The organism is Microbispora sp. KK1-11 (assembly GCF_006874435.1).
GTDB lineage: Bacteria > Actinomycetota > Actinomycetes > Streptosporangiales > Streptosporangiaceae > Microbispora > Microbispora catharanthi.
Map to the genome: position 1 here is coordinate 96,489 of NZ_VIRJ01000031.1, position 25,548 is coordinate 122,036.

20 protein-coding genes are annotated in these 25,548 nt (G+C 72.3%); 11 read left to right on the plus strand and 9 right to left on the minus strand.

The genetic code is table 11. From position 1 onward, the window contains the following. Nucleotides 1-21 precede the first annotated feature (21 nt). A complete protein-coding gene (locus tag FLW16_RS33940; RefSeq protein ID WP_142564399.1) occupies nucleotides 22-1,185 on the minus strand; it encodes a hypothetical protein in 1,164 nt (387 codons plus the stop codon). 11 nt (nucleotides 1,186-1,196) lie between these two features. Next, on the minus strand, nucleotides 1,197-2,216 hold the full coding sequence (locus FLW16_RS33945) for a helix-turn-helix domain-containing protein (protein ID WP_142564401.1): 1,020 nt from the start codon (nucleotides 2,214-2,216) through the stop codon (nucleotides 1,197-1,199). A gap of 108 nt (nucleotides 2,217-2,324) precedes the next feature. On the opposite strand from FLW16_RS33945, the gene FLW16_RS33950 reads away from it, so the two are divergent. Together FLW16_RS33950 and FLW16_RS33955 are read left to right on the plus strand one after the other, a co-directional pair. Continuing rightward, the gene (locus tag FLW16_RS33950) at nucleotides 2,325-3,353 is read left to right on the plus strand and encodes a trans-acting enoyl reductase family protein (protein WP_142564404.1); all 1,029 of its coding nucleotides are present in this window, start codon (nucleotides 2,325-2,327) and stop codon (nucleotides 3,351-3,353) included. 65 nt (nucleotides 3,354-3,418) lie between these two features. After that, nucleotides 3,419-5,446: a thioredoxin domain-containing protein gene (locus FLW16_RS33955; RefSeq protein WP_142564406.1), complete on the plus strand. Its 2,028-nt coding sequence runs from the start codon at nucleotides 3,419-3,421 to the stop codon at nucleotides 5,444-5,446. Between the two features lie 55 nt (nucleotides 5,447-5,501). Here FLW16_RS33955 and FLW16_RS33960 read toward each other — a convergent pair whose 3' ends face one another. Next, complete coding sequence (locus FLW16_RS33960) at nucleotides 5,502-6,398, minus strand: LysR family transcriptional regulator (protein WP_142564408.1); 897 nt, start codon at nucleotides 6,396-6,398, stop codon at nucleotides 5,502-5,504. Nucleotides 6,399-6,520: 122 nt separating this feature from the next. Between FLW16_RS33960 and FLW16_RS33965 the strand changes: the two genes are divergently transcribed. Continuing rightward, nucleotides 6,521-7,051 (plus strand): nuclear transport factor 2 family protein, encoded by a 531-nt coding sequence (locus tag FLW16_RS33965; RefSeq protein WP_142564410.1) that lies wholly within the window; start codon nucleotides 6,521-6,523, stop codon nucleotides 7,049-7,051. A 26-nt stretch (nucleotides 7,052-7,077) separates the two neighbouring features. After that, a complete protein-coding gene (locus FLW16_RS33970) occupies nucleotides 7,078-8,382 on the plus strand; it encodes an FAD-binding oxidoreductase (RefSeq protein WP_142564411.1) in 1,305 nt (434 codons plus the stop codon). A 41-nt stretch (nucleotides 8,383-8,423) separates the two neighbouring features. Here the strand turns inward: FLW16_RS33970 and FLW16_RS33975 are convergent, their stop codons facing one another. Then, nucleotides 8,424-10,931 carry a transglycosylase domain-containing protein gene (locus tag FLW16_RS33975; RefSeq protein ID WP_260615871.1) on the minus strand — a complete coding sequence of 836 codons (2,508 nt, stop codon included), beginning with the start codon at nucleotides 10,929-10,931 and terminating at the stop codon, nucleotides 8,424-8,426. Nucleotides 10,932-11,092: 161 nt separating this feature from the next. Next, the gene (locus FLW16_RS33980) at nucleotides 11,093-11,560 is read right to left on the minus strand and encodes an Lrp/AsnC family transcriptional regulator (RefSeq protein WP_142564414.1); all 468 of its coding nucleotides are present in this window, start codon (nucleotides 11,558-11,560) and stop codon (nucleotides 11,093-11,095) included. 96 nt (nucleotides 11,561-11,656) lie between these two features. On the opposite strand from FLW16_RS33980, the gene hppD reads away from it, so the two are divergent. The 3 genes from hppD to FLW16_RS33995 all read left to right on the plus strand — a co-directional run bounded on the left by hppD (nucleotide 11,657) and on the right by FLW16_RS33995 (nucleotide 15,044). Next, complete coding sequence (gene hppD / locus FLW16_RS33985) at nucleotides 11,657-12,760, plus strand: 4-hydroxyphenylpyruvate dioxygenase (protein WP_142564416.1); 1,104 nt, start codon at nucleotides 11,657-11,659, stop codon at nucleotides 12,758-12,760. Between the two features lie 130 nt (nucleotides 12,761-12,890). After that, the gene (locus tag FLW16_RS33990; RefSeq protein ID WP_142564418.1) at nucleotides 12,891-13,397 is read left to right on the plus strand and encodes an RDD family protein; all 507 of its coding nucleotides are present in this window, start codon (nucleotides 12,891-12,893) and stop codon (nucleotides 13,395-13,397) included. A 132-nt stretch (nucleotides 13,398-13,529) separates the two neighbouring features. Beyond that, entirely contained in the window at nucleotides 13,530-15,044 is a 1,515-nt protein-coding gene (locus FLW16_RS33995; RefSeq protein WP_142564419.1) for a M1 family metallopeptidase, read from the plus strand. A 39-nt stretch (nucleotides 15,045-15,083) separates the two neighbouring features. Here FLW16_RS33995 and ilvA read toward each other — a convergent pair whose 3' ends face one another. The 3 genes from ilvA to FLW16_RS34010 are packed head-to-tail and all read right to left on the minus strand — an operon-like array spanning nucleotide 15,084 to nucleotide 18,550. Next, the gene (gene ilvA, locus FLW16_RS34000) at nucleotides 15,084-16,298 is read right to left on the minus strand and encodes a threonine ammonia-lyase (RefSeq protein WP_142564421.1); all 1,215 of its coding nucleotides are present in this window, start codon (nucleotides 16,296-16,298) and stop codon (nucleotides 15,084-15,086) included. Nucleotides 16,299-16,334: 36 nt separating this feature from the next. Continuing rightward, nucleotides 16,335-17,327: an ROK family protein gene (locus FLW16_RS34005; protein ID WP_142564423.1), complete on the minus strand. Its 993-nt coding sequence runs from the start codon at nucleotides 17,325-17,327 to the stop codon at nucleotides 16,335-16,337. After that, on the minus strand, nucleotides 17,324-18,550 hold the full coding sequence (locus FLW16_RS34010; protein WP_142564425.1) for an FIST N-terminal domain-containing protein: 1,227 nt from the start codon (nucleotides 18,548-18,550) through the stop codon (nucleotides 17,324-17,326). Before FLW16_RS34010 ends, FLW16_RS34005 begins: the two co-directional genes overlap by 4 nt. A 157-nt stretch (nucleotides 18,551-18,707) precedes the next feature. Between FLW16_RS34010 and FLW16_RS34015 the strand changes: the two genes are divergently transcribed. From FLW16_RS34015 to FLW16_RS34030, 4 genes are all read left to right on the plus strand, one after another. Beyond that, the gene (locus tag FLW16_RS34015) at nucleotides 18,708-20,117 is read left to right on the plus strand and encodes a sigma 54-interacting transcriptional regulator (protein WP_142564427.1); all 1,410 of its coding nucleotides are present in this window, start codon (nucleotides 18,708-18,710) and stop codon (nucleotides 20,115-20,117) included. A gap of 7 nt (nucleotides 20,118-20,124) precedes the next feature. Further along, nucleotides 20,125-22,068: a VWA domain-containing protein gene (locus FLW16_RS34020; RefSeq protein ID WP_142564429.1), complete on the plus strand. Its 1,944-nt coding sequence runs from the start codon at nucleotides 20,125-20,127 to the stop codon at nucleotides 22,066-22,068. Between the two features lie 518 nt (nucleotides 22,069-22,586). Beyond that, nucleotides 22,587-23,018: a hypothetical protein gene (locus tag FLW16_RS34025; protein WP_139577323.1), complete on the plus strand. Its 432-nt coding sequence runs from the start codon at nucleotides 22,587-22,589 to the stop codon at nucleotides 23,016-23,018. 70 nt (nucleotides 23,019-23,088) lie between these two features. After that, the gene (locus FLW16_RS34030) at nucleotides 23,089-24,291 is read left to right on the plus strand and encodes an MFS transporter (RefSeq protein ID WP_142564431.1); all 1,203 of its coding nucleotides are present in this window, start codon (nucleotides 23,089-23,091) and stop codon (nucleotides 24,289-24,291) included. A gap of 107 nt (nucleotides 24,292-24,398) precedes the next feature. Here the strand turns inward: FLW16_RS34030 and FLW16_RS34035 are convergent, their stop codons facing one another. After that, on the minus strand, nucleotides 24,399-25,538 hold the full coding sequence (locus FLW16_RS34035) for a cystathionine gamma-synthase (RefSeq protein WP_142564433.1): 1,140 nt from the start codon (nucleotides 25,536-25,538) through the stop codon (nucleotides 24,399-24,401). Nucleotides 25,539-25,548: the final 10 nt, after the last annotated feature.

Consider the following 25,548-nt stretch of genomic DNA (forward strand, 5'->3'; position numbering starts at 1 on the left):
GGCCTTTCGCCCGGGAGCCGCTCAGTCGGGCAGCGCGGGGCCCGAGGACCAGGCGCGCTCCAGCGCCTTGGGCAGGCCCCACCAGCCCAGCGGGGTCAGCACCTCGGCCCGGTCCACGATGCCGAGGTGCGCCCACAGCGGCGTCACCGCCGTGAACAGCATCTCCGTCGCCTCCAGGTCCTCCGGCTCGTCGGGGTCCACATCGACGTCCTCGGAGTCGGCGATGAACCGGGCGATCCGCTCGGGCGAGGCGAGCACCCCCGGGCCGTAGCGGACCAGAGTGATCACCGACGCGAGCCAGTCGGCGTGGTGGATGGCGCACAACGAGGCCAGTATCGAGTCCTCGTGGCTGAGCTCGCCCTCCATGTCGAAGAACCGGGCGGCGTCCTCCTCGTCCGGAAGGTCGGAGATCGGCGCGGCGATCCCGGCGGCGACGGTGAGCCACAGGTCCTCGTCCCGTTCGGGCAGGTCGCCGTCCTCCAGCCCGGCGCAGGCGCGCAGCACGTTGCCCGGATAACCGGGCCGGGTCAGCGTCACGCGCAGCCGCCGGGCGGCCGAGCGGAGATCGTCCGCAGGAAAGGGCGGCTCGGGCAGGTCGTCGAGCACCCGCCGCAGCTCGCTCAGCGCGAACGCCTCCTCCTCGTCCCAGGCGGCGTACAGCTCCTGGTCCTGCTCGTCGTTGACCACGACGTTGGGCACCCGGCCGTCCGGCAGCGGAGTGCCGAGCCAGCGCTCCTGGAGCTCCTCGTAGGCGTGCCGGGCGTCGGGATCCCCCGCGGCCAGCGCGTCCGCGTCGATCTCCCCGGCCGCCAGCCGCTCCTCCAGGAACTCGACCAGCCGCTCGTACATCTCGGTGGCCACCGGGCCGCGCTCGCTCTCCTCAGGCCAGAGGAAGTAGCTGCGGGTCAGCATGATCGGCTCGGTCCCGCTGGACTCCAGCCAGCGCTGCACGTCGCCGACCGTCGCCACGCCGGACTCGATGCTCATCAGCACGGCTTTCGCCGACTCCCAGAACCTGGGCGACAGCGGGTTTCCCGCCGCGAGCAACTGCCGCCGCAGGTCGGGAAGGGCGACCAGGGCCTGTCCGGACGGCACGGCCAGCAGCACCCGCGCGACGTCGCGCCGCGTCATGGCGGCCGCGGGGCGTCCCGAGTGCCTGATAGCGAAGTCCAGATCCAAGCCCACGTCCTGTGAGCCTACGCTGGGACGGGCCGGAACACATCCCCGCGGTCCCCCACGAGTTTCCCCGGACGTGGCGGCTCGCCCGGGCCGGGGCGGGTCCGCGAGCGGAAGGTGCGGCGGTAGGTGTCCGGAGGCACGCCGACCGTGCGGTTGAAGTGCCGGCGCAGTGTCGTGGCGGTGCCCATGCCGGTGGCCTCCGCGATGGCGTCGATGCCGTCGTCGGTGGTCTCCAGCAACTCCTGGGCGTGGCGGATCCGCTGAGTCAGCAGCCATTGCAGCGGAGTGGTGCCGGTGACCGACCTGAAGTGGCGGCTCAGATTGCGCGAGCTCATCCGCGCCTGGCGGGCCAGGTCCTCCACGGTCAGCGGGTGGTCCAGCCGTTCGATCACCCAGGGGAACAGTTCGGCGAGCGGATGGTTGTCGGGGGCGGGCACCGGGGTGGTGACGAACTGGGCCTGGCCGCCGTCCCGGTGCGGCGGCACGACCAGGCGGCGGGCGACCGTGTTGGCGACCGAGGAGCCGTGGTCGAGGCGGACGAGGTGCAGGCACAGGTCCATGGCCGCGGCCTTGCCCGCGGAGGTGAGCACGCTGCCGTTGTCCACGTACAGGACGTCCGGGTCCACCTGCACCTGGGGGTGGCGGGCGGCCAGATCCCGGGTGTGCGCCCAGTGCGTGGTCGCGCGCTTCCCGTCCAGCAGGCCGGCGGCGGCCAGCACGAAAGCGCCCGTGCAGAGGGAGGCCACGCGCGCGCCCGCCTCGTGGGCCGCGCGCACCGCGTCGACCAGATCGGCGGGTGGATCGACGTCGACGTCGGCCCAGCCCGGGACGATCACGGTGTCGGCGTGCGGGAGCCGGTCGAGACCGTGGTCGGGCTCCAGCCGGAACCGGCCGGCCCGCACCGCGCCCGGCCCGCAGACGACGAGGCTGTACCAGGGATCGGCCACGTGGGTCAGGTCGGTCCCGAAGACCTCGTACGCCAACGACAGCTCGAAATGCAGCATCCCGTCGGTGACGGCCAGCGCGACAGTGCTCATGTCCGGAATTGTACGGGTGATGGCGTTCCGGACACTCGTGTGAGACGCCCATCCTCGTCAGGATGTCCACGACAGATCGCAGGGGACGTTCGAGCAGGAGGAGAACCGATGGGATCGGGTCTCACGGTGACGGTGTTCGGCGCGTACGGGCACACCGGGCGCTTTGTGGTGGCACAGCTGCGCGATCGCGGGTTCGTTCCGGTTCTGTCCGGGCGCGACGCCGGCAAGTTGAAGGTGCTGGCGTCAGAATCCGGGCTGGAGGCCCGCCCGGCGTCGGTCGACGACCCGGCCTCGCTCGACCGCGCACTGGCCGGTGCGGCGGCCGTGGTCAACTGCGCCGGACCCTTCGCCGCGACGGCCGCTCCCGTGATCGAGGCGGCACTGCGCGCCGGGATCCCGTACGTGGATGTGGCCGCCGAGATCGAGGCCAACGTCGACACGTTCGCGAACTTCGCGGAGCGCGCCCGTGCGGCGGGAGCCGTGATCGTCCCCGCGATGGCCTTCTACGGCGGTTTCGGCGACCTGCTGGCCACCGCCGCGATGGGCGACTGGACGGCGGCCGACGAGGCGCACGTCGCGTACGGGCTGAGCAGCTGGCACCCGACCGCAGGGACACGTGCCTCGGGCGTGGTCTCCGGGCAGCGGCGGGGCGGCCGGCGCGTCCGTTACGCGAACGGCCGGCTGGAGTACCGCGACGACAAGGCGCCGACCCTGGAGTGGCCCTTCCCCGACCCGATGGGACCTCGGGCCGTCATCGGGGAGTTCACGATGGCCGACGTCGTCACCATTCCCAGCCACCTGCCCATCCCCGATGTGCGCACCTACATGACGGTCGAGGCCGCCAGGGACCTGTCGGACCCGGACACGCCGGCGCCGGCCCCGGTCGACGAGCGCGGGCGGTCCGACCAGACCTTCCTCGTCGATGTCGTCGTGCGCTCCGGCGGCAGCGAACGGCGTGCCGTGGCGAGCGGCCAGGACATCTACGCCATCACCGCGCCGCTGGTGGTGGAAGCGGTCGACCGCATCCTCACCGGACGGACCAGGACCGTCGGCGTCGCCTCCGCCGGCGAGATCTTCGACGCCCTCGACTTCCTCCGCGCGCTGTCCCCGTACGTCTCCCTGGAACTGCGTCCGTAACGGCCGGACCACCACGTCGTCCTCACTCGGATCGTCCTTTTCCGACGGTGTGAGAGGCTGGCCCTATGAACCGGCTGGGTGGCGAGACCTCTCCCTACCTCCTGCAACACGCGGACAACCCGGTGGACTGGTTCCCCTGGGGCGAGGAGGCGTTCGCGGAGGCGCGCGGGCGCGACGTCCCCCTGCTGATCAGCGTCGGCTATTCGGCGTGCCACTGGTGCCATGTGATGGCGCACGAGTCGTTCGAGGACGAGGCCACCGCGCGGCTGATGAACGAGTTGTTCGTCAACGTCAAGGTGGACCGCGAGGAGCGGCCCGACGTGGACGCCGTCTACATGGGCGCGGTCCAGGCGATGACGGGGCAGGGCGGCTGGCCGATGACGGTCTTCGCCACCCCCGACGGGCATCCGTTCTACGCCGGCACCTACTTCCCCCGGCCGCACTTCCAGCGGCTGCTGCACGCCGTGTCGCAGGCCTGGGGGCAGGACCGGGAGGGCGTGCTGGCCCAGGGGGAGAAGGTGGTGGAGGCGCTCAGCGAGCGCACCGGGGCGCCCTCGGGCCCGCTGCCCACCGCCGAGACCCTCGACCTCGCCGTACGGAACCTCGCGGAGAGCTTCGACGAGCGGCGCGGCGGATTCGGCGGGGCACCCAAGTTCCCGCCGTCCATGGTCCTGGAGTTCCTGCTGCGGCACGGCACCCGGGAGGCCGTGGCCATGGCGGAGACGACCATGGAGGCGATGGCCAGGGGCGGCATGTACGACCAGCTCGGCGGGGGTTTCGCCCGCTACTCGGTCGACGCCGGCTGGGTGGTGCCGCACTTCGAGAAGATGCTCTACGACAACGCCCTGCTGCTGCGGGTCTACGCCCACTGGTGGCGCGCGACCGGCTCGATCCTGGCCAAGCGGGTGGTCCTGGAGACCGCCGAATGGCTGCTGCGGGAGATGCGCACGCCCGAAGGCGCGTTCGCCTCGGCCCTCGACGCCGACAGCGAGGGACCGGACGGCGTTCACGGCGAGGGCGTGTTCTACGTCTGGACCCCCGAGCAGCTCCGCGAGGTCCTCGGGGAGGACGATGCCGCCTGGGCCGCATCGGTGTTCGAGGTGACCGGCACGTTCGAGCACGGCACGTCGGTGCTCCAGCTTCTCGCCGACCCGGACGACCCGGCCCGGTTCGACCGGGTCCGTACGGCCCTGCGCGCCGCGCGGGAGCAGCGGCCACGGCCCGGCCGGGACGACAAGGTCGTGGCCTCCTGGAACGGGCTCGCGATCGCCGCCCTGGCCGAGGCGGGCGCGCTATTCGACCGGCCGGACCTGCTGGAGGCCGCACGCGAGGCGGCCGAGCTGCTCGACGACCTGCACACGGTGAGCCGCGCCCCGGCCCGGCTGCTGCGGACCTCCCGTGACGGCCGGGCGGGGGCCAACGCCGGCATGCTGGAGGACTACGCCAACACGGCCGAGGGCTTCCTCGCCCTCTATGGCGTCACCGGCGAGAGCCGGTGGTTCCACCGCGCCGGGGACCTCCTGGAGACCGTGCTGACGCGGTTCCCCAACGGCTCGGGCGGGTTCTACGACGCTCCCGACGACGGCGAGCGGCTGTTCCAGCGGCCTCAGGACCCGACCGACAACGCGACGCCCTCGGGCCAGTTCGCGGCGGCGGGGGCGCTGCTGTCGTACGCCGCGCTCACCGGTTCGGCCCGGCACCGGGAGGCGGCCGAGGCGGCGCTGGGCACGGTCTCCGCGCTGGCGGAGCGGTACGCCCGGTTCGCCGGGTGGGGTCTGGCGGTGGCGGAGGCGGCGCTACGCGGCCCCGCCGAGGTGGCGATCGTCGGCCCGGCCGACGACGCCCGCACCCGCGCGCTGCACAGGGCGGCCCTCATGTCCGGCACGCCGGGGCTGGTCGTCGCGCTGGGCACAGGACACGCCGGCACAGGACAGGTCGGCACAGGGCCCGCAGACAGCGTGCCGGTGGACGTGCCGCTGCTCGAGGGGCGGGGCATGGTCGACGGCTCGCCCGCGGCCTACGTGTGCCGGCGGTTCACCTGCCGGGCGCCGGTCACCACGCCCGCCGAGCTGCGCGCCGAACTGGCCCGATAGAAGCGACAGGGCAGAAGCAATACGGGCGGAAGCGGCAGGGCGGGACGCCCTCAGGTCAGGCGTGGCCGCCGACCAGATCGCCGGCCGCCCGGACGAAGGCGCGGACGCGTGCGGTGGAGTTGTCGGCTCTCCACAGCAGGCCCCATCGCAGCGGTGGGGCGTCGCTGAACGGGATGTAGGCGACGTCGGGCCGGACGTAGTAGCGCCTGGCCTGGGCGCCGACCGGAAAGACACCGTGGCCGGCGCCGATGAGGGTGAGCATCTCGTTGAACGTGGCGGCCGAGGGGCCCGGTTCGATCACCCGTCCGGAGGGCGTGGTGCGCGGGGTGCGGTCCTCGCGCAGGGAGTCGGGAAGCGTGCCGGGGAGCTGGAGCAGGGGAACCCTGGCCAGGTCCTCCAGGGAGACCGACTCCCGGCGGGCGAACGGATGCCCGGACGGCACCGCGAGCATGCGCGCCTCTGACACCAGGACCGGCCCGGTGGCGATGCCGGGCTCCTCGATGGGGAAGGTGCCCAGCGCGACGTCGACCTCCCCGGCGCGCAGCCAGGGCATGAGATCGACCATCTGCGCTTCCCGGAGCTGAACGTCGCAACCGGGCTCGCGCTGTCGCAGGAGTTCGGCCGCCCCGACGAGCAGTTGCCCGCCGGCGGCGCCGACGAAGGCGACCCGCAGCGTGCCGGTGAGGCCACGGCCTGCGGCGACGGCCTGCTCGAACGCGGAGGTGATCTGCTGCCAGGCGGGCCGCACCTCCTCGTGCAGCCTGCGTCCCAGCGGGGTCAGCTCCACCCGGCGGCTGGTGCGGTCGAACAGCGGGACGCCGACACGGCGTTCGAGCTTGGCGATCGTCTGGCTGATCCGGGCGGTGGACACGCGCAGGCGTTCGGCGGTGCGGCCGAAGTGCAACTCCTCGGCGAGGGTGAGGAACGCCTCCAGCTCGTGCCGCTCCAGCATGCTCCCCCCATCGTTAACTCAGGCTTCACGATCATTGCACAGGACCGCGTTGATCGGCTTCCGGCTCCGGCCGAGAGTGGACCCGTTCGAAAGACCCCTCAGACCTGCGACGGGAGTGGCCGATGTTCGTCACCCGTGAATCCGCGCTGTCCGCTCACTCCACCCAGTCCGCTGACATGACCGCGGTCGTCCGGGAACTGCGGGACCACGCCGAGATCCTGGACGCCTTGTACCGGTTCGGCCTGGGCCAGGACCTGAAGGACGAGGAACTGTTCGCCTCGGCCTTCGCCGCCGAGGCGGAGCTGGACTTCCGCCCCGCGGCCGCCAGGTGGGGCGGCCGGCCACCCCTGATGTCCGGGCGGGAGGTGATCGTCAGCACGATCCTGGCCATGTTCACCGGCCGGGTGGACACCACCCACCAGATCACCAATCCCCGGATCTCGGTCGACGGCGACACCGCGCGCCTGACCGCCCTGGTGGAGGCCCAGCACCTGCTCACCGCCGACCACGCCACCTTCGCCCTGCTCAAGAATCCGTACGACGTGGAACTCGTCCGGGACGGCGAGCGCTGGGTCATCCGCCGCATGCGCATCCACAACGCCTGGTACACCGGCGATCCCACGGCCTTCTTCGGCCGTGCGGAAGCCGTCTGACCTGCCATCACGGAAAGAAAACGATCGTGAACGCTCTGAGCACCCTGCGCTCCGCCGTCCGCGGCCGGGTCTGGTCGACCGGAGACCCCGGCTTCGACGCCGCCCGCCGTCCGTGGAACCTGGCCGTCGAACAACCGGTGGCGGCCGTGGTCGAGGCCGCCGACGCCGACGACGTCGCCGCGCTGGTCCGGCATGCACGCGCCGCCGGGTTGACCGTCGCCGCCCAGCCGAACGGGCACGGCGCCACCGGCCGCACCGACGGCGCCGTCCTGCTGCGCACCCGGCCACTGGACTCCGTGGAGATCGACGCGGTCGCCCGGCGGGCCCGCGTCGGAGCCGGAGTGTCCTCGGGCCGGCTGCAGGCCGCCGCCGCGCCGTACGGCCTGACCGGCCTGCCGGGCAGCTCTTCGGTGGTCAGCGTGGCCGGCGTCGCCCTCGGCGGCGGGCTGAGCTGGTTCGGCCGGGCACACGGCTGGGTCGCCGACAGCGTCACGGCCTTCGACATCGTGGACGCCGAGGGCCGGCAGCGGCGCGTCACGGCCGACGCCGACCCCGACCTGTTCTGGGCCTTGCGCGGCGGGGGCGGCGACTTCGCGATCGTCACCGCGCTGGAGCTGTCCCTCCACCCCGCGCCACGACTCCATGGAGGGCGGGTGCTGTGGTCCGCCGAGCACGCGCCGGACGTGATGGACGCCTACCGGCGGATCACCGCCGCCGCGCCGGACGAGCTGACCGTCTGGCTGGATCTGCTGCATTTCCCCGGCTCAGCGCCCATGGTGGCCGTGGACGCCGCATACCTCGGTGAGGCGTCCGAGGCTCGCGACCTGCTGGCTCCCCTGGCCCGCCTTCCCCGGCCGCTGTCGGACACCCGGCGGACCATGACGGTCTCCGAGCTCGGGTCCATCACCGCCGAACCCACCGACCCCGGCGCCGGCTCCTCTCGCGGCGAGCTGCTGACCGGGCTGGACGACACGACGGCCAAGACGCTGCTCGCCGGCCCCGTCGCCCCGCTGCTGAGCGTGCAGATCCGTCATCTGGGCGGCGCGTTCGCCCGCCCCTCCGACAGCCCGCACGGACCGCTGGCCGAGCCGTACGCGCTCTACCTGTTCGGTGTTCCGGCCGGCCCGGCGACGGCCGAGGCGATCAGGGCCACGCAGCGCGCACTCGTCGAAGCCCTCCCCGTCAGCGGGCGCAAGCCCCTGACCTTCCTCAACCCGCAGGAGAGCGTGGCCGACGCCTTCACCCCCGCCGTGCTCGACCGCCTCCGTGACGTCAAGCGCCGCCACGACCCTCATGGCGTCTTCCGCGGCAACTTCCCCGTCCTCGCCTGAAGGTCCCGGTCGCCCGCCGCCGGAGTGCCCGGCTGGGGCCGTCAGCGGGCGGGAACCTGGGCGACCGGGAGCTGCGGTCCGGGGATCTGCGCGACCGGGCCGGTCTGACCACCCTGGCCCCCCTGCCCGTTCTGGCCGCCCTGCCCGTTCTGACTATTTTGGCCGTTCTGGCCGTTCTGGCCCGTCCGCCTGGCGCCCGGGTCGGTCTGGCCGGTCCGCCTGGCGCCCGTACCGGTGGCGCCCGCGTCGGACCTGGTGGTCCCCGTCTCGGGGGCGGCGCGGGTGGCGGGGTCCGCGGCACCCGTATCGCGGGAACGGCCCGTGCCGGTCGGGCCGTTCGGGCCGGTCGCACCACTGATGCCGTTCGCGCCGCCTCTCGGGCCGGCCTCGCCGTCCTGACCGGTCGCGCCCTGCTGCTCCTCGTCCGCCCCTGTGGGCGGGCCGGGCACACCGGGCGCGCCAGGCGCGCCGGTGCCGGGCGCCGTCACCCCGTCACCCGTCCCGTACGGCATCGGCGACGCGGCGGGCCCCGACGGATACGCCGTGGGAGCCCCACTCTGCTGGGGCATGGCCATGCCGTAGGTGTCCCAGTAGTAGGGGTTCCACGTGACCGGGTCGGGGAACTCCCGCACCGGCTTGTCCTCCATGGCGGTGCTCATGAAGGTCCTCCAGATCTCGGCGGGCAGCGTGCCGCCGTACAACTCGCCGTAACCGGGGACGGTCACCGGCTTGTTGTCGTCGCGGAACATGTCGACCGCGACGGCCAGCTGGGGGACGTAGCCGGAGAACCAGACGGCCGCCGACTCGTCGGTGGTGCCGGTCTTGCCCGCCACCGGGCGGTCCCACAGCCGCGCGGCCGTGCCCGTGCCGCTGCGCACCACCTGCTCCAGCGCGTACGTCGTGTCGGCGGCGGTGTTCTCGCCGAAGGCGCGGGTGCCGGGTGGGGCGAACTTCCGGGTGAGTCCGGTGCTGTCGGTGACCGCACGGATCACATGAGGCTCATGATGGATGCCCCCGGCGGCGAAGGTGGCGAAGCCGGAGGCCTGCTGCACGGCGCTCACCGACGCCACGCCGAGGGGCAACGTGGCGGCGCTCTGGTGGGGGGCGAGCTGCGCCGCGGGGATCCCGGCGGCCCGCGCCGCGGCGACGACCTTGTCGAGGCCGATGCGCTGCCCCAGGTCCACGAAGGCGGTGTTGACCGAGAACTGCGTCGCCTGGAGCAGAGTGATCGCCTGCCCGTACGACTTGCCCCCGGAGTTGGGGATGTCGGCGGAGCCGATGCGGATGGGGGAGTTGCCGTAGACCAGCGTGTCGAGCCCGTATCCGGCCTCGAGCGCGGCGGCCAGCGTGTAGGGCTTGAAGGTCGAGCCGGCCTGGACCTTGGCGGAGAAGGCGTTGTCGTACTGGTTCGTCTCGTAACGACCGCCGTAGAAGGCGACGACCTCGCCGGTCGCGGGATCGACGGCCGCCAGGCCGGTGCGGACCTTCTTGGGGGTGTCGTCCGGCAGGACCGACTTGACCGCCTGCTGGGCCTGCGCCATCAGCTTCTTGTCGAACGTCGTGGTGACCTTCAGGCCGCCGTGGTTGATGTCCTCGTCGGTGTAGCCGAGCCGGTTCAGCTCCGCGCGCACCTGCGCCAGCATGTAGCCGTTCTGGCCGCCGAGGGACAGCGGCGCCCGCTGCCTGGCGAGTGTGGGGAACACCTGGGCGCCGGCCTCTTCACGGGTGATCGCGCCGATCTCGCGCATGCCCTTGATCACCGACGTCCACCTGGCCTTCACCGCGTCGAGCGCGACCCCTGCCGGGTTGGCGAAACGGGTGGGCTGCTGGATCACGGCGGCGAGGTAGGCGCCCTCGGCCGCCGTCAGGTTCTGCACGTCCTTGTCGAAGTAGGCCCGCGCGGCGGCCTGGATGCCGTAAGCCCCCCGGCCGAAGTAGATGGTGTTGAGGTAGCGCTCCAGCACCCAGTCCTTCGGCTTGGAACGATCCACCTTCAGCGCGATCATGATCTCCTTGAGCTTGCGCCCGATGGAGCGTTCCTGACCCAGGCCGCTGTAGTAGTTGCGGACCATCTGCTGAGTGATCGTCGAGCCGCCCTGGAGCTGGCGACCGGTGACCGTCGACCACACGGCGCGGGCCGTACCGGACAGGGAGACGCCCTGGTCCTGATAGAACGTCCGGTTCTCCGCCGCGATGACCGCGCTCCTGACGACCTGGGGGACCTGCGTGAGCGGCACGTTCTTGCGGTTGACGCCTTCGGTCGCGAGAACCGTCCTGCCGTCCCGGTAGTAGATCACCGAGCCCTGGGCCGTCGCCAGCTCCTGGGTGCTGTCCGGGATGGGGGTCAGCGCCCACACCACGGCGAGGAACACCCCGAGCCCGACGATCCCGGTGGCCAGGCTCGCGAGGAGGACACGCGGCAGCCGTCTTCGCCGGCGAGGCTCCGGCGCACCGCCGTCCCCGCCGCCTCCTCCCCCGTCCGGGCCGCCGAGTGACGCCCGCGGATCCGCGGCGCCCTCCCCGATCGGGCCCTCCTCGGCGCTGTCCACGCTGTGACCCCCGATAAGTCCGATACCCCCGCTACGCCCACTTGTGCCCTCTGAGCTGGGCGGATGGAACCACGGTAAACGATGGCCATCGATGGTCCGGCACTTCCCGCGACGTCTGTGGAAAAGCCTGCCTCAGGCAAAGGCCCCTGGGGAAAACCGCGTCAGCCCCCTGCCGCGCGGACGAGCGGAAGGGTCCGGTACGGCACCGGCGTGTCGAGCGCGATCACCGATTCGGTCCTCACGACGCCCTGCACGTCCACGATCAGGTCGATGACGCGCTGGAGGTCGGCGTTGCTGCGGGCGACCACGCGGCAGAGCATGTCTCCCCCGCCGGTGATCGTGTGGACCTCCAGGACCTCGGGGATGAGCGCGAGCTGGTCGGCCACCGGCACGTGCCCCGCGACCTGCCTGATGTGCAACGTCACGAACGCCGTCACGTCGAAGCCGAGCGCGGCCGGATCGATGTCCGGGCCGTAGCCGGTGATGACCCCCTTCTCGGCCATCCGGTCGAGCCGGGCCTGCACCGTCCCCCGGGCGACGTTCAGCCTGCGGGAGCACTCGAGCACGCCGATCCTGGGCTCGGTGGCCAGCAGTGCGACGAGCCGGGCGTCGAGATGGTCAATCGTCATAACGATTTCCCCTTGTACGAGGCGAAGACTGAGCATATTGTCCACCGAATCAACTCACTGTTGCGCAAATTGGCCACGCCAACGGACAGTTGGCGTATGAACGATGTCTTTCCGGTTCACGGCATGGACGCGGTGGTCTTCGCGGTCGGCAACGCGAAGCAGGCCGCCCACTACTACTCGACCGCCTTCGGGATGCGCCTGGTGGCCTACCGGGGGCCGGAGACGGGCAGTCGCGACGAGGTGGCGTACGTCCTCGTATCGGGCTCGGCCCGGTTCGAGCTGCGCGGAGCCGTACGCGCGGGCACACCGCTCGCGCGTCACGTGGCCGAGCACGGCGACGGCGTGATCGACCTCGCGCTGGACGTGCCGGACGTGGAGGCGGCCTACCGCCACGCGCTGGAGCAGGGGGCGCGGGGGCTGGAGGAGCCCCACGTGGTCGAGGACGACCACGGCAAGGTCGTGGTCGCGGCCATCGCGACCTACGGCGAGACCCGGCACACGCTGATCGACCGCGCCAACTACACCGGGCCCTACCTGCCGGGATACGTCGCGGCCGAGCCCATCGTCGCGCCGCCCGCGGTGAAGAACGGCCGGCTCTTCCAGGCGGTCGACCACTGCGTCGGCAACGTCGAGCGCATGGAGGAATGGGTGGAGTTCTATGAGAAGGTCATGGGCTTCACCAAGATGGCGGAGTTCATCGGCGACGACATCGCCACCGAATACTCGGCGCTGATGTCCAAGGTCGTCGCGGACGGCACCCGAAAGGTCAAGTTCCCGCTGAACGAGCCCGCCGAGGGCAAGAAGAAGTCCCAGATCGAGGAGTTCCTGGAGTTCTACGGCGGCCCTGGCGTGCAGCACATCGCGCTGGCCACCAACGACATCGTCACGACGGTCGACGCCATGCGCGAGGCGGGGGTCGAGTTCCTCGACACGCCCGACTCCTACTACGACGACCCGGAGTTGCGCTCCCGCATCGGCGAGGTCCGCGTGCCGGTCGAGGAGCTGAAGAAGCGCCGCATCCTCGTGGACCGCGACGAGGACGGCTACCTTCTGCAGATCTTCACCAAGCCGGTGGTGGACCGTCCGACCGTCTTCTTCGAGCTCATCGAGCGTCACGGGTCCCTCGGCTTCGGCAAGGGCAACTTCAAGGCGCTCTTCGAGGCCATCGAGCGCGAGCAGGAACGCCGCGGCACCCTCTGACCTCGGGTCGCGACTCCAACGCGGCGAGGCGCCGCCCGGGCCACGCGCGGCAGGCTTGATTTGCCAGACACTCCCCAGCCTTTGCGCGCGCCCGGCTTTGCCCGAAGGGCGGCGGGGTGACCATTCAGCCATGGGAACACCGCCGCCTCCGGGAAGCCCGTACGAGGAACCGAGGATTCCCTGGACGCCCCCGCCCTTCGGGCAGACGGCGCCGCGGCTCGCCGGCCGCTGGCGCCGCCTGTTCGCCGGGATCGTGGACGCCGTGCTCGTCGGGCTCGTCACATCGCCGCTCACCTGGGACAACTGGAGGGTCGTGTACGACAGCACGACGGGGGCGGTGGCGCGGGTCCCGGTCGGCAACGGCCTTCTCCTCGGGGTGATCGGGTTCCTGTACTACTGGCTGCTCCAGTCGTTCTGGAACGGCCAGACGATGGGCAAGAGATTGTTCGGCATGCGCGTCGTGCGGGAGACCGGGGAGCCGGCCGGTCCCGGGCCGATCGCGGTGCGGCAGGCGGTGGAGATCGTGCTGGGCTCGCTGTGCTGCCTCGGGCTGGTGAACCTCGCGTGGATCCTGTTCGACCGCAGGAGGCAGGCACTGCACGACAAGGCGGCCCGGACGCTCGTCGTGGACGCCTGAGACCCGCCCTCCCGGAGACGCCCCGCGACTCCCGGCGACCCCCGGCGACCCCCGGCGACCCCTGCGAGCAGGGAAAACGTCCGGAGTCACTACCCGGACCACACCGCGGCCTCGCGTAGAGTTGCCAGACATATGTCCACGCATCGTCTTCCTCCGCGCCCAGCGCCGACCACGACGCCGACCGCCACGCCGACCGGCGGGCGGGCCGGCAGGTCGGTCCTCGCCCTGATCTGCGCCGTGGCCGTGGGGGCCACAACGGCCTGCGCGCCGTCCGAGGGCGCGGTCGCGCCGTCCCAGGCGGCCGTCGCCCCGGCATCGCCGGGCGCGGGCGCGTCGAGGGGCACCATCGGCGCCCCGGGCATCGGCGACCCGGACTTCCCCAGCGACGGCAACGGCGGCTACGACGTCCAGCACTACGGCCTGCGTCTGTCGTACGACCCGTCGTCCAGGAAGCTCACGGGCAGCGCCACGATCGAGGCGAAGGCCGCACAGGACCTCACGTCGTTCGACCTGGACCTGCACGGGCTCACGGTGAGCCGGGTGACGGTGGACGGCGGGGAGGCCTCGTTCACCCGCAGCCAGGACGAGCTCGTGATCGAGCCGGGCAAGCGGATCTCGAACGGCGACCGGTTCGCGGTCACGGTCGACTACTCCGGCGTGCCCGAACCGATGCGCGACTCCGCCAACCTCGGCGAGTACGGCTTCATCTCCACCGCGGACGGTGCGTTCGTCACATGTGAGCCGAACGGCGCGAAGACCTGGTTCCCGTCGAACGACCACCCGTCGGACAAGGCGACCTACGACTTCCAGATCACCGTCCCCGAGGGGCTGACCGCGATCGCCAACGGCGAGATGACGGGGACGCCGCAGACCAAGGGCGGCAAGACGACCTTCGTCTGGCGGGAGAAGCACCCGATGGCGAGCTACCTCGCCACCATGACGACCGGGAAGTTCCAGGTCCGCACCGGCACGAGCGACAAGGGCCTGCCGATCTACGTCGCCGTCGCCGACTCCTTCCGCGGCTCGCTCGACCAGCTCCTCACGCAGACGGGGAAGATCACCGACTACTGGTCGACCGTGTTCGGGCCCTACCCCTTCTCCTCGACCGGCGGCGTGATCGACGACTACGCGGCGGGGTACGCGCTGGAGAACCAGACCAAGCCCATCTACGGCGGTTTCTCCCCCGAGCCCGCGATCATCGCACACGAGCTCGCGCACCAGTGGTTCGGCGACAGCCTGAGCATCGGGCGCTGGCGGGATCTGTGGCTGAACGAGGGCTTCGCGACGTACGCCGAATGGCTGTGGGCGGAGCACACCGGCCAGTACACGGCCGATTCGGCCTTCAAGCGCTTCTACGCGAACGCGGCGGACTCGATCTGGGCCTACCCTCCGGGCGCGGCCCGCGCCGGCGACCTGTTCAGCGCGGCCGTCTACAACCGCGGCGCGATGACGCTGCACGCCCTGCGCAGGGAGATCGGTGACGCCAAGTTCTTCCCGCTGATCAGGGCGTGGACCGACGCCCACAGGTACGGCAACGTCACGACGCAGGAGTTCATCGCGCTGGCCGAGCGCGTGTCCGGCAAGAACCTCAAGGGGCTGTTCGACGCCTGGCTGTTCCAGCCGAAGCGTCCCGCCCCGATCACCTGAGGTCCACACCGCCGGACGACCCCGCCGGCTCGGGAGAGGCTAGGAGAACAGCAGCTTGTAGCCGTCCCGCCGCAGGGCGCTCAGCACCTCGTCGCAGTGCGCGGGGCCGCGGGTCTCCAACTGCAGCAGCACCTCGGCCTCCTCCAGATGCAGCCGGGAGCCGAACCGCTCGTGCACCACGTCGAGCACGTTGGCGCCGAGTTCGGCCAGCCGGGCCAGCAGCGCGGCCAGCGCCCCGGGACGGTCGGTCAGCCGGATGCGGAAGGCGAGGTATCGGCCCGCCGCCGCCAGGCCGTGCCGCAGCACCCTGGCCAGCAGCAGCGGGTCGATGTTGCCGCCCGACAGCACGACGACCACCGGCGGCTCGAACGCGTGCGGCTGGTCGAGCAGCGCCGCGACCCCCGCCACCCCGGCCGGCTCCACCAGCAGCTTCGAGCGTTCGAGGCACAGCAGCAGGGCCCGCGACAGCGACTCCTCCGAGACCGTCACGACGCTGTCCACCAGGTAGTGGATCAGCTCGAACGGCAGCTCGCCCGGCCGCCCGACCGCGATGCCGTCCGCCATCGTCGATGTGGGCTCGACCATGACGGGACGGCCCGCGGCCAGCGAGTCGGGGTAGGCCGCGGCCCGCTCGGCCTGCACGCCCACCACCTTGATCCCCGGGCGCTGCGACTTCACCGCGAGCGCGACCCCCGCAGCGAGACCGCCGCCGCCGATCGGCAGCACGATCGTGGCCGTGCCGGGAAGCTGCTCAAGGATCTCCAGGCCGACCGTACCCTGCCCGGCGACCACGTCGGGGTGGTCGAACGGATGGATGAACACCGCGCCGGTCCGGTCGGCGTGCTCCTTGGCCGCCTGAAGGGCCTCGTCGACCGTGTGCCCCGCGAAGACCACGTCCGCGCCGTACGCCCGGGTGGCCTCCACCTTCGGCAGCGGCGCGCCCTCGGGCATGTAGACGGTCGACTTGGCCCCGACCAGCGACGAGCCCAGCGCCACGCCCTGCGCGTGGTTGCCCGCGCTGGCCGCCACCACGCCCCTGGCCCGCTCCTCCTCGCTCAGGCGCGCGACCCGCACGTACGCCCCGCGAATCTTGAACGACCCGGCCCGCTGGAGGTTCTCGCATTTGAGGTGCACCGAGCCGCCGACGATCTCGGACAGCACCCGTGAGTGCAGGACGGGCGTCAGCGCCGCCACTTCCGACAGCAACTCGCGCGCGGCGACGACGTCCTCGTACGTCACCTGTGGGACAGCCATGCGCCAATCATCACAGGTTCCCGGGAGGGACACGCCTCAGAGGCCCGGCGACCAGTATCTGTCTCCGGCGATCACGAGGGCGGCGGCGCCGACGAGACCGGCGTCCTGGCCGAGCGCGGCGGGCACGACCCGCACCCGCCCGGCGAACCCCATCCGGGTGTGCTCCCGCAATGCCTCCTCCAGGGGCCCGAACAGCAGGTCGCCCGCCTGGCTGAGCCCGCCGCCGACGGTCACGAGGTCGAGGTCGCACAGGTTGACGGCCGAGGCGATCGCAACGCCCAGGGCGCGCCCGGCCCGGGCCATCGCGGCCAGCGCGATCGGGTCGCCCGCCGCGGCGTCGGCGGCCAGCCTGCGCGCGGTGGCCGTCCCCTCCTCCCGGTAGAGCTCCCCGGGAGCGTCCCGGTAGAGGTCCCCTTCGGTGACGGCATCGCCCGGAGACCAGCCCTGGGCGAGCGCCCATGCGGCGAGGCCGGGGCCGCGGGCGATCGCCTCCAGGCAGCCGTTGCCGCCGCAGCCGCACGGCGGGCCCTCGGGATCGACCACGACATGACCGATGTGACCCGCGTTGCCCGTCCCACCGTCGATGAGCCTGCCGCCGAGGATCAGCCCGCCGCCGACCCCGGTCGACACGACCATCCCCAGCATGGCCGCGCTCCCCCGCCCCGCGCCGCACCAGTGCTCGGCGACGGCCAGGCAGATCGCGTCGTTGTGGATGCGGACAGGGACGCCGGGAAAGCGCGCGGCCAGCCTCCCGCGCAGCGGGAAGCCGCGCCAGCCGCCCATGTTCAGCGGCGAGACCTCCCCCTCCGGCCAGGTCATCGGGCCGCCGCAGCCGATGCCCACGCCGGCGAGGGCGGCGGGCACGTCCAGCCGGTCGAGCAGGGCGGTCAGCGTGCGCCACAGCGTCTCGGCGTCGGCGCCCTGCGGGGTGGCGACCCGCTCGGCGGCCACGACCTGCCCGTCCGGCTCCACCAGGCCCGCCGCGAACTTCGTGCCGCCGATGTCGACGGCCAGCGTGAGGTCGCTCACGCGCCCGCTCCCGTACCGGTGGACAGGCCCGTGCCACTGGAGAATCCGGTGCCGCTGGAGAAGACGAGCAGCGACGCGGTGAAGCCGTGGACGTGGTTGTGCCCGCTGACCGGCCCGACCTCGCCCGCGGCGAAGAACCCCGCCACCCCGATGGGCCCCAGCGTCTCGCGTACGGCGAGCGCGTCGTGGTCGGCCGAGCCGAACATGCCCGAGCCCCGGCCGTTGCAGGAGAACAGCAGGGCCCCCTCGACCCGGCCGGAGTGCTGCTGCAGATGGGCGTCGAGCAGTTCGTAGAGGTCCTCGTCGGCGGCCTCGGCATCCCTGACCTGGAACCGCACCGTCCTGCCGATCTCGATCACGTCGCCGACGGCCACCGCCTCGCGTTCGGGATCGATGCCGATGACCCCGCGGATCAGGAAGTCGCCGCGCTCGTGGCGCTCGGCGTACTCGTCCATGGCGATGCCGATCTGTAAGCCGGCGGCCACCAGGTCGCGGTCCTCCTCGTCGAGGGCGCTGACGATGTCCTCCAGGCGGGCCAGGGCGGGCTGGCCGGCGAGCTCCAGCAGCACGTTGTCCTCGGCCCGGGTGACGACCATGGACGGCCCGATGGGCCGGCAGCCCTGGCTCACGACCGTGCCGATGTTCACCGCGCCGCCGATGATCACTCCGATCGCGCCGGAGTCGTGGACCTCTCCGTTGGCGAACAGCCGCACGGAACCACGGCCCTTGAGCCCGTTGGCCAGGCCGCCGACGATCGGCAGGCTGCCCAGCACCTCGTGCGAGTGCTCGATGAACGCGTCGGTGGGGAAGCTGTAGGGGTCGGCGAGCAGGATCGCCGCCCGGTCGTCGGGGACGCGCTCGGGCAGCCCCACGACCACGAACCTGTCCTCCGTCCTGAGCGTCTCCAGGGCGAAGGTGTCGATCCTGGCGCCGCCGAGGGAGGCCGCCCACGCGCTCACGGCCGGGGTCAGCTCCACGCCCTGGCCGTGCCCGATGACGCCGGTCGCGCTGCAACCGATCACGTCGGCTCCGGACGCGACGGACATCGCCCGCCGGCCCGCCCTGGCCACGTCGTCGGGATCGTCCCCGCAGATGAAGAAGCACACCAGGTCTGGCGGACCCGACAGGCCGGCCAACGCCTGGCGTACGGCCGTCTCGGCCGCTTCCACCAGGTTCGCGCCCACGGCGAGACCGTCGGCGAAGCGGCTCGTCAATACCGCCATGTCTCGCCCTCTCTTCCTCCGCGACTGTTTCCTTGGGCCGATTCTCCCCACTGACAGGAGGTCAACGCACGGGCCGCCCGGCCAATTGGCCGGGCGGCCGGCAGTGTCTCCCAAACCGGGCTGCAGGATCGTCTGATGGGGACGTAGGCTCGACTCCGTGCACAAATCGCCCACGCCTGCCCCCAGCACTCTGCGTGAACTGCGCGAGAGTGGACACCGATACCGCACGGTCAAGGCCGAGATCAGGGAGAACCTCCTGGCCCGGCTGCGGGCCGGCGAGACCCGGTTCCCCGGCATCGTCGGCTTCGACGACACCGTCCTGCCCCATCTGGAGCGGGCGCTGATCGCCGGCCACGACCTCGTGCTCCTCGGCGAGCGCGGCCAGGGCAAGACCCGCCTGATCCGCACCGTCACCGGCCTGCTCGACGAGTGGTCGCCCGTGGTCGAGGGCTGTGAGATCAACGACCACCCGTACGCGCCGGTCTGCGTCCGGTGCCGGCGGCTGGCCGCCGCCCACGGCGACGACCTGCCGGTCGCGTGGAAGCACCGCGAGGACCGGTACGGCGAGAAGCTGGCCACCCCGGACACCTCGGTCGGCGACCTGATCGGCGACGTCGACCCCATCAAGATCGCCGAGGGCCGCACGCTCGGCGACCCCGAGACGGTCCACTACGGCTTGGTCCCCAGGACCAACCGGGGCGTCTTCTCCGTCAACGAGCTGCCCGACCTGGCCGAGCGCATCCAAGTGGCGCTGCTCAACGTGCTGGAGGAGCGCGACATCCAGGTCCGCGGCTACAACCTGCGCCTTCCCCTCGACATCCTGCTGATCGCCAGCGCGAACCCCGAGGACTACACCAACCGCGGCCGGATCATCACCCCGCTGAAGGACCGCTTCGGCGCGGAGATCCGCACGCACTACCCCCGCACGGTCGAGGACGAGCTGGTCCTGATCCGCCAGGAGGCCGACCTCGGCGCCCTCGGCGCCGACCTGCCCGACCACCTGGTGGAGGTGATCGCCCGGTTCACCCGCCTGGTCCGCGAGTCCACCGCCGTCGACTCCCGCTCGGGCGTGTCGGCCCGTTTCTCGATCGCCGCCGCCGAGACCGCCGCCGCCTCCGCCGTACGGCGGGCCGCGCTGACCGGGGAGGAACGGCCCGTCACACGGGTGTGCGACCTGCCCGGCGTGGTCCACACGCTGCGCGGCAAGGTCGAGTTCGAGGTCAGCGAGGAGGGCCGGGAGATCGACGTGCTCGCCCACCTGCTGCGCCGCGCGACGGCCGAGACCTTCCGCGCCTCGCTCGGCGGCGCCGACCTCGCGCCGCTGCTCGACAGGTTCGGCGAGGGCGCGCAGGTCGAGTCGGGCGAGCTGGTGGCGGCCCACGAGCTGCTGCGCAGGATCGGCCGCGTCGAGGGCCTGTCGAAGATCATGGCGCGGCTCGGCATGGGCGAGGGCGACGAGTCGCCGGGCCACGCCGCCGCGGCGCTGGAGTTCACGCTGGAGGGGCTCTACCTGATGCGCAGGCTGTCCAAGGACGAGACCGACGGCGGGACGGTGTACCGGACGTGACCCGGCCATGAGCTACTTCTACCGGGAGTACCACGACGGGCCGGATCCGCTGGCTCCGCCCTACGACGTACGTTCGGCGCTGGACGAGATGGGCGACGCCATCCTGTCCGGCTCGACACCGCTCGACTCGCTGCGCGACCTGCTCAGGCGCGGGCTTCCCGGCGCTCCCGACCGCCGCGGCCTCGACGACCTGCTCCGCCAGGTGCGGCGGCGCCGCCGCGAGCTGCGGGACAACACCCGGCTCGACGGCACGCTGGAACGCGCGCGCGCCCTGCTCGACAAGGCGATCGGCCAGGAGCGGGCCGAGCTGTTCCCCGACCCCTCGGACGACGCCCGGTTCCGCGAGTCGGCGCTCGACGCGCTGCCCTCGGACACGGCGCGGGCGGTGCAGGAGCTGGCCGACTACGACTGGCGGTCGGCCGCCGCGCGGCAGACGTTCGAGGAGCTGCGCGACCTGCTGCGCCGGGAGGTCCTCGACAGCCAGTTCCGCGGCATGCGCGACGCGCTGGCCAACCCCGACCCGGCCGCCATGGAGCGGGTCAGGCAGATGATGTCGGACCTCAACGACATGCTGGACCGCGACGCCCGGGGTGAGCACACCCAGGATGACTTCGACCAGTTCATGCAGAAATACGGGGACATGTTCCCCGAGAATCCGCGGAACCTCGACGAGCTGGTCGACCAGCTAGCCCGCCGCGCGGCCGCCGCGCAGCGGCTGCTCGCCTCGCTCACCCCGGAGCAGCGCGAGGAGCTGGCCGGGCTGATGAACCACACGCTGGAGCAGGCGGGCCTGGCCGAGCAGATGCGCCGGCTCGGCGACGCCCTCTACGCCCGCCGCCCCGACCTCGCCTGGGGCGCCCCGGAACGGGTGTCCGGCGAGCAGCCGATGGGCATGGGCGACGCCGTGACGGCCCTGCAGGAGCTGGCCGACCTCGGCGATCTGGAGACCGCGCTGCGCCAGGACTACCCCGGCGCCCGGCTCGACGACATCGACGAGGCCGCCATCCGCCGGGCGCTCGGCCGCTCGGCCGTGGACGACCTGGAGGCCCTGCGGCAGGTCGAGCGCGAGCTGGAGGCCCAGGGCTACCTGCGGCGCAACCGCGGCAAGCTGGAGCTCACCCCCAAGGCCGTACGCCGGCTCGGGGAGACCGCCCTGCGCCGGGTCTTCGCCTCGCTCGACTCGGGCCGCCGCGGCGACCACGACCAGCGCGACGCGGGCACGGCCGGGGAGCCGACCGGATCGACCCGTCCGTGGCGCTTCGGCGACGAGCAGCCCATCGACGTCGTGCGTACCGTCGTCAACGGTGTACGGCGGGGCGGCGGCGCGCCGGTGAGCCTGTCGGTGGACGACTTCGAGGTCGTGGAGACCGAACGGCGCTCGGCCGCGGCCGTGTGCCTGCTGGTCGACCTGTCCTACTCGATGGCCCTGCGCGGCACCTGGGCGGCGGCCAAGCAGACCGCGCTCGCCCTCCAGGCGCTGGTGGCCTCGAAGTTCCCGCAGGACGCGGTGCAGATCATCGGGTTCTCGAACTACGCGCGGGTGCTGCGGCCCGACGAGCTGGCCGGGCTCGAATGGGACATGGTCCAGGGCACCAACCTGCACCACGCCCTGCTGATCGCGGGCCGTCACCTCGACCGGCACCCGGACTTCGAGCCGGTGGTCCTGGTGGTGACCGACGGCGAGCCGACGGCGCACCTGATGCGCAACGGCGTGCCGCGTTTCGAGTGGCCGCCGTCGCAGGAGACGCTGACGCTGACGCTCGCAGAGGTCGACAAGATGACCCGGCGGCGCGCGACGATCAACGTCTTCATGCTGGCCGCCGACGACCGGCTGCGCGAGTTCGTGGACGAGGTCGCCCGGCGCAACGGCGGCCGCGTCTTCTCCGCCAGCGCCGACCGCCTCGGCGAGTACGTCGTCAGCGACTTCCTGCGCGCCCGCCGCACCCGCTGACGAGGGCCGGGCCGCACGCTGCCCGTGGTCGCTGCCCATGGTCGCGGCCCGGCCGCGGCCTTGCCGGACGTCGCGAGGCGGTTCGCCGCCTGTCCTGCGGGCATGGCTAGGTGCATCGGCGTGACACGGGGGCGCGTCAAGCACGGGACACTCGGAAAGCACGGGCACTCGGAAAGCACGGGCAGCGGGCGCGGGCGGGGAGACGGCGGCCGTCACCCGGGAGACGACACCGGGGAGATCGATAATCGATTGCCGACCGGGCTGCAATCGGCGGACGATAGACAGGCATCCCCTGTTCGCGCTGGTCGTTCCACATGCCGGTGGAAGGAGCGCTCCCATGTTCGCAGCGGTCGGCCTCGTCGTTCTCATGATCCTCACCGGAGTGCTGTACGAGATGGCGGTCCACAACCGCCCCCGTCGCCGGAAGTAGTCCCTCGACGCCCCGGCGTCCGACGCGCCCGCGGTGCAGGGCGTCCGGGCGACTGCGGGCCGACGAGCCCAGGCGATAGCCTCTGCCCATGTCGCCTCTCGACCATTTCCTGCTGTGGCTGCACATAGGGTTCGCGATCTTCGCGCTCGGTCCGCTCACGGCGGTCACGAGCGTCACACCGCGCTACATCCGGGCCCGGGAGGTCGCGGTGCTGCGATATCTGCACCGCGCGACCCGGCTGTTCGGCCTGCTCACGATCGGGGTCTTCCTGTTCGGCCTGCTGCTGGGCCGCAGCGCGCTCGGCGCGCCCTACCTGTCGGTGTCGATGACGCTGTTCGTCGTCGCGGCGGTCCTGCTGGTCATCGTCGAGCGAGACCAGCGCACGGCCATCGCGGCGCTGTCCAGCGAGTCGCCGGAGGACGACGCCAAGGTGCAGACCGGCCGGATCGCCGCACTGGGCGGCATCAGCGCCCTGATCTGGCTCGTCATCCTGTTCCTGATGGTCTTCTTCAATCCCTGAGAGAGATTCCCGCTTTTCCCTGAATGTCCGGTAGAACGTCTTTGGCCGGAAACGGGGGAAAGAGGAGCGGGTGCACCTTACGACGCAACGCCGGGCGGCGTGGGCGCTGGTCGCCCTCGCCGTCGGGGCCTTCACCTACGTCACCGCCGAGGTCCTCCCCATCGGGCTGCTCACGGTCATGGCGGCCGATCTGAACCGATCGCCGTCCGAGACGGGCCTGCTGGTCACGGGGTACGCCGCGGTCGTGGTGCTGGCGTCGCTGCCGCTCACCCGGCTGACCCAGCGGGTGCCGCGGCGCAGGTTGCTCACCGTCACGCTCGGCGTGTTCGTCGCGGGGATGCTGCTGACCGCCGTGGCGCCGAACTATCCGGTGCTGCTGGGCGGGCGGCTGCTGGTCGCGGCCACCCAGGCGCTGTTCTGGTCGGTCGCGACCCCGGCCGCGGCGGCGATGTTCCCCGCGGAGATCCGGGGGCGCGCGATCGCCCGGATGTCGATCGGCAGTTCGCTGGGACCCGTCCTCGGCGTCCCCGCGGGCACCTGGCTCGGCCAGCAGGTCGGCTGGCGGATGGCGTTCGCCCTGGCCGCCGCCGTCGGCCTCGTCACGTGCGTCACCGTGGCGACGCTGATGCCGCGCGTAGGCTCCGACGGCCACGAACCGGGCCGCGGCGCGACCCCGGACGCCCGCCGCTACGCGCTGCTCATCGTCGCCACCGTCATCGGCGTGGGCGGCTACCTCACCGCGTACACCTACATCACACCGTTCCTGCTGGACTTCGGCGGCTTCGCCCCCGCCGCGCTCAGCCCGCTGCTCCTCGCGTCCGGGATCTCCGGGGTCGCGGGGACCGTCGTGGTCGGCCGGCTGCTCGACAGCCGGCCCAGGGCCGCCCTCGTGGGGCCGCTGGCCCTCATCACGTGCGCGCTGCTCGCCCTGTACGTCTTCGGCGCCCTGCACCCGGTGGCGGTGGTGGCCCTCTGCGTGACGGGCATGTCGTTCAGCGCGCTGGCGGCGGCCATCGCGAGCCGCGCGCTGCAGGTGGCCCCGGGCAGCACCGACATCGCCTCGGCCGGAAGCGGCTCGGCCTTCAACGTCGGCATCGCGGGCGGGTCGTTGCTCGGCGGCGCGCTCATCGACCACTCGGGGGTTCGCAGCGTGACCGTGGCGGGCGCCGTCCTGACCGCCGCGGCGCTCGCCGCCCTGCTGTGCGAACGGTGGGTGGCTCCCGGCCGCGCCTCCGCGCCGGAGCGTACGGCCCCGGCGCGGAGCGCACATTAGGCAGGGCGCGGAGCGCACATTGAACAGGGCGCCGAGCGCACATTAGGCAGGGCGCCGAGCGGGCGTTAGGCAGGGCGCGGAGCGGGTGTCAGACAGTTGGCCGGCCGTCAGCCGAGGGCCTCGGAGAGGTCGGCCAGCAGGTCGTCGACGGTCTCGATGCCGACCGACAGGCGGACCAGGTCGGCGGGGACCTCCAGCGGCGACCCGGCGGCCGACGCGTGGGTCATCCGGCCGGGGTGCTCGATCAGCGACTCGACGCCGCCGAGCGACTCCCCGAGCGTGAACAACTTGGCGCGGTTGCAGATCTCGACGGCCGCCTCCTCGCCGCCCTCGACGCGGAACGACACCATCCCGCCGAAGCGCCGCATCTGCTTGGCCGCGACCTCGTGGCCCGGGTGCTCGGGCAGGCCCGGGTAGAGGACCTGGACGACCTTCGGGTGCGACAGCAGCAGGTCGACCACGCGCTCGGCGTTGTCGCAGTGCCGGTCCATGCGCACGCCCAGCGTCTTGAGGCCGCGCAGGGTGAGCCAGGAGTCGAACGGCCCGGCCACCGCGCCCATCGCGTTCTGGTGGTAGGCCAGCCGCTCGCCGAGGTCCGCCGACCGCGTCACCAGCGCCCCGCCGACCACGTCGGAGTGGCCGCCGACGTACTTGGTCGTCGAGTGGACCACCACGTCCGCGCCCAGGCTGAGCGGCTGCTGCAGGTATGGCGAGGCGAAGGTGTTGTCCACCACGAGCACCGCGCCCCCGTCGTGGGCGACGTCCGCCAGCGGGGCGATGTCCGCGACGTTCAGCAGGGGGTTCGTGGGCGTCTCCACCCAGATCGCCTTGGTGGACGGCCGTACGGCGGCGCGCACCGCGTCCAGGTCGCCGAGCGGCACCGGGTCGAAGGAGACCCCCCACTCCTGGAGCACCCGGGAGAACAGCCGGTAGGTGCCGCCGTACGCGTCGTCGGGGATCACCACGTGGTCGCCGGGCTTGCAGACGGTCCGCAGCAGCGTGTCCTCGGCGGCGAGGCCCGACGCGAAGGCCAGCCCGCGCACGCCGCCCTCCACGGCGGCCAGCGCCTCCTCAAGGGCGGTCCTGGTCGGGTTGGCCGACCGGCTGTACTCGTATCCCGCCCGCAGGCCGCCCACGCCGTCCTGCTTGTAGGTGGACACGGCGTATATAGGAGGAACGACGGCACCCGTGTGCGGGTCCGCCTCCTGGCCCGCGTGGATGGCCAGCGTCTCGAAACCTTGGTTCATGGGGTCGAGC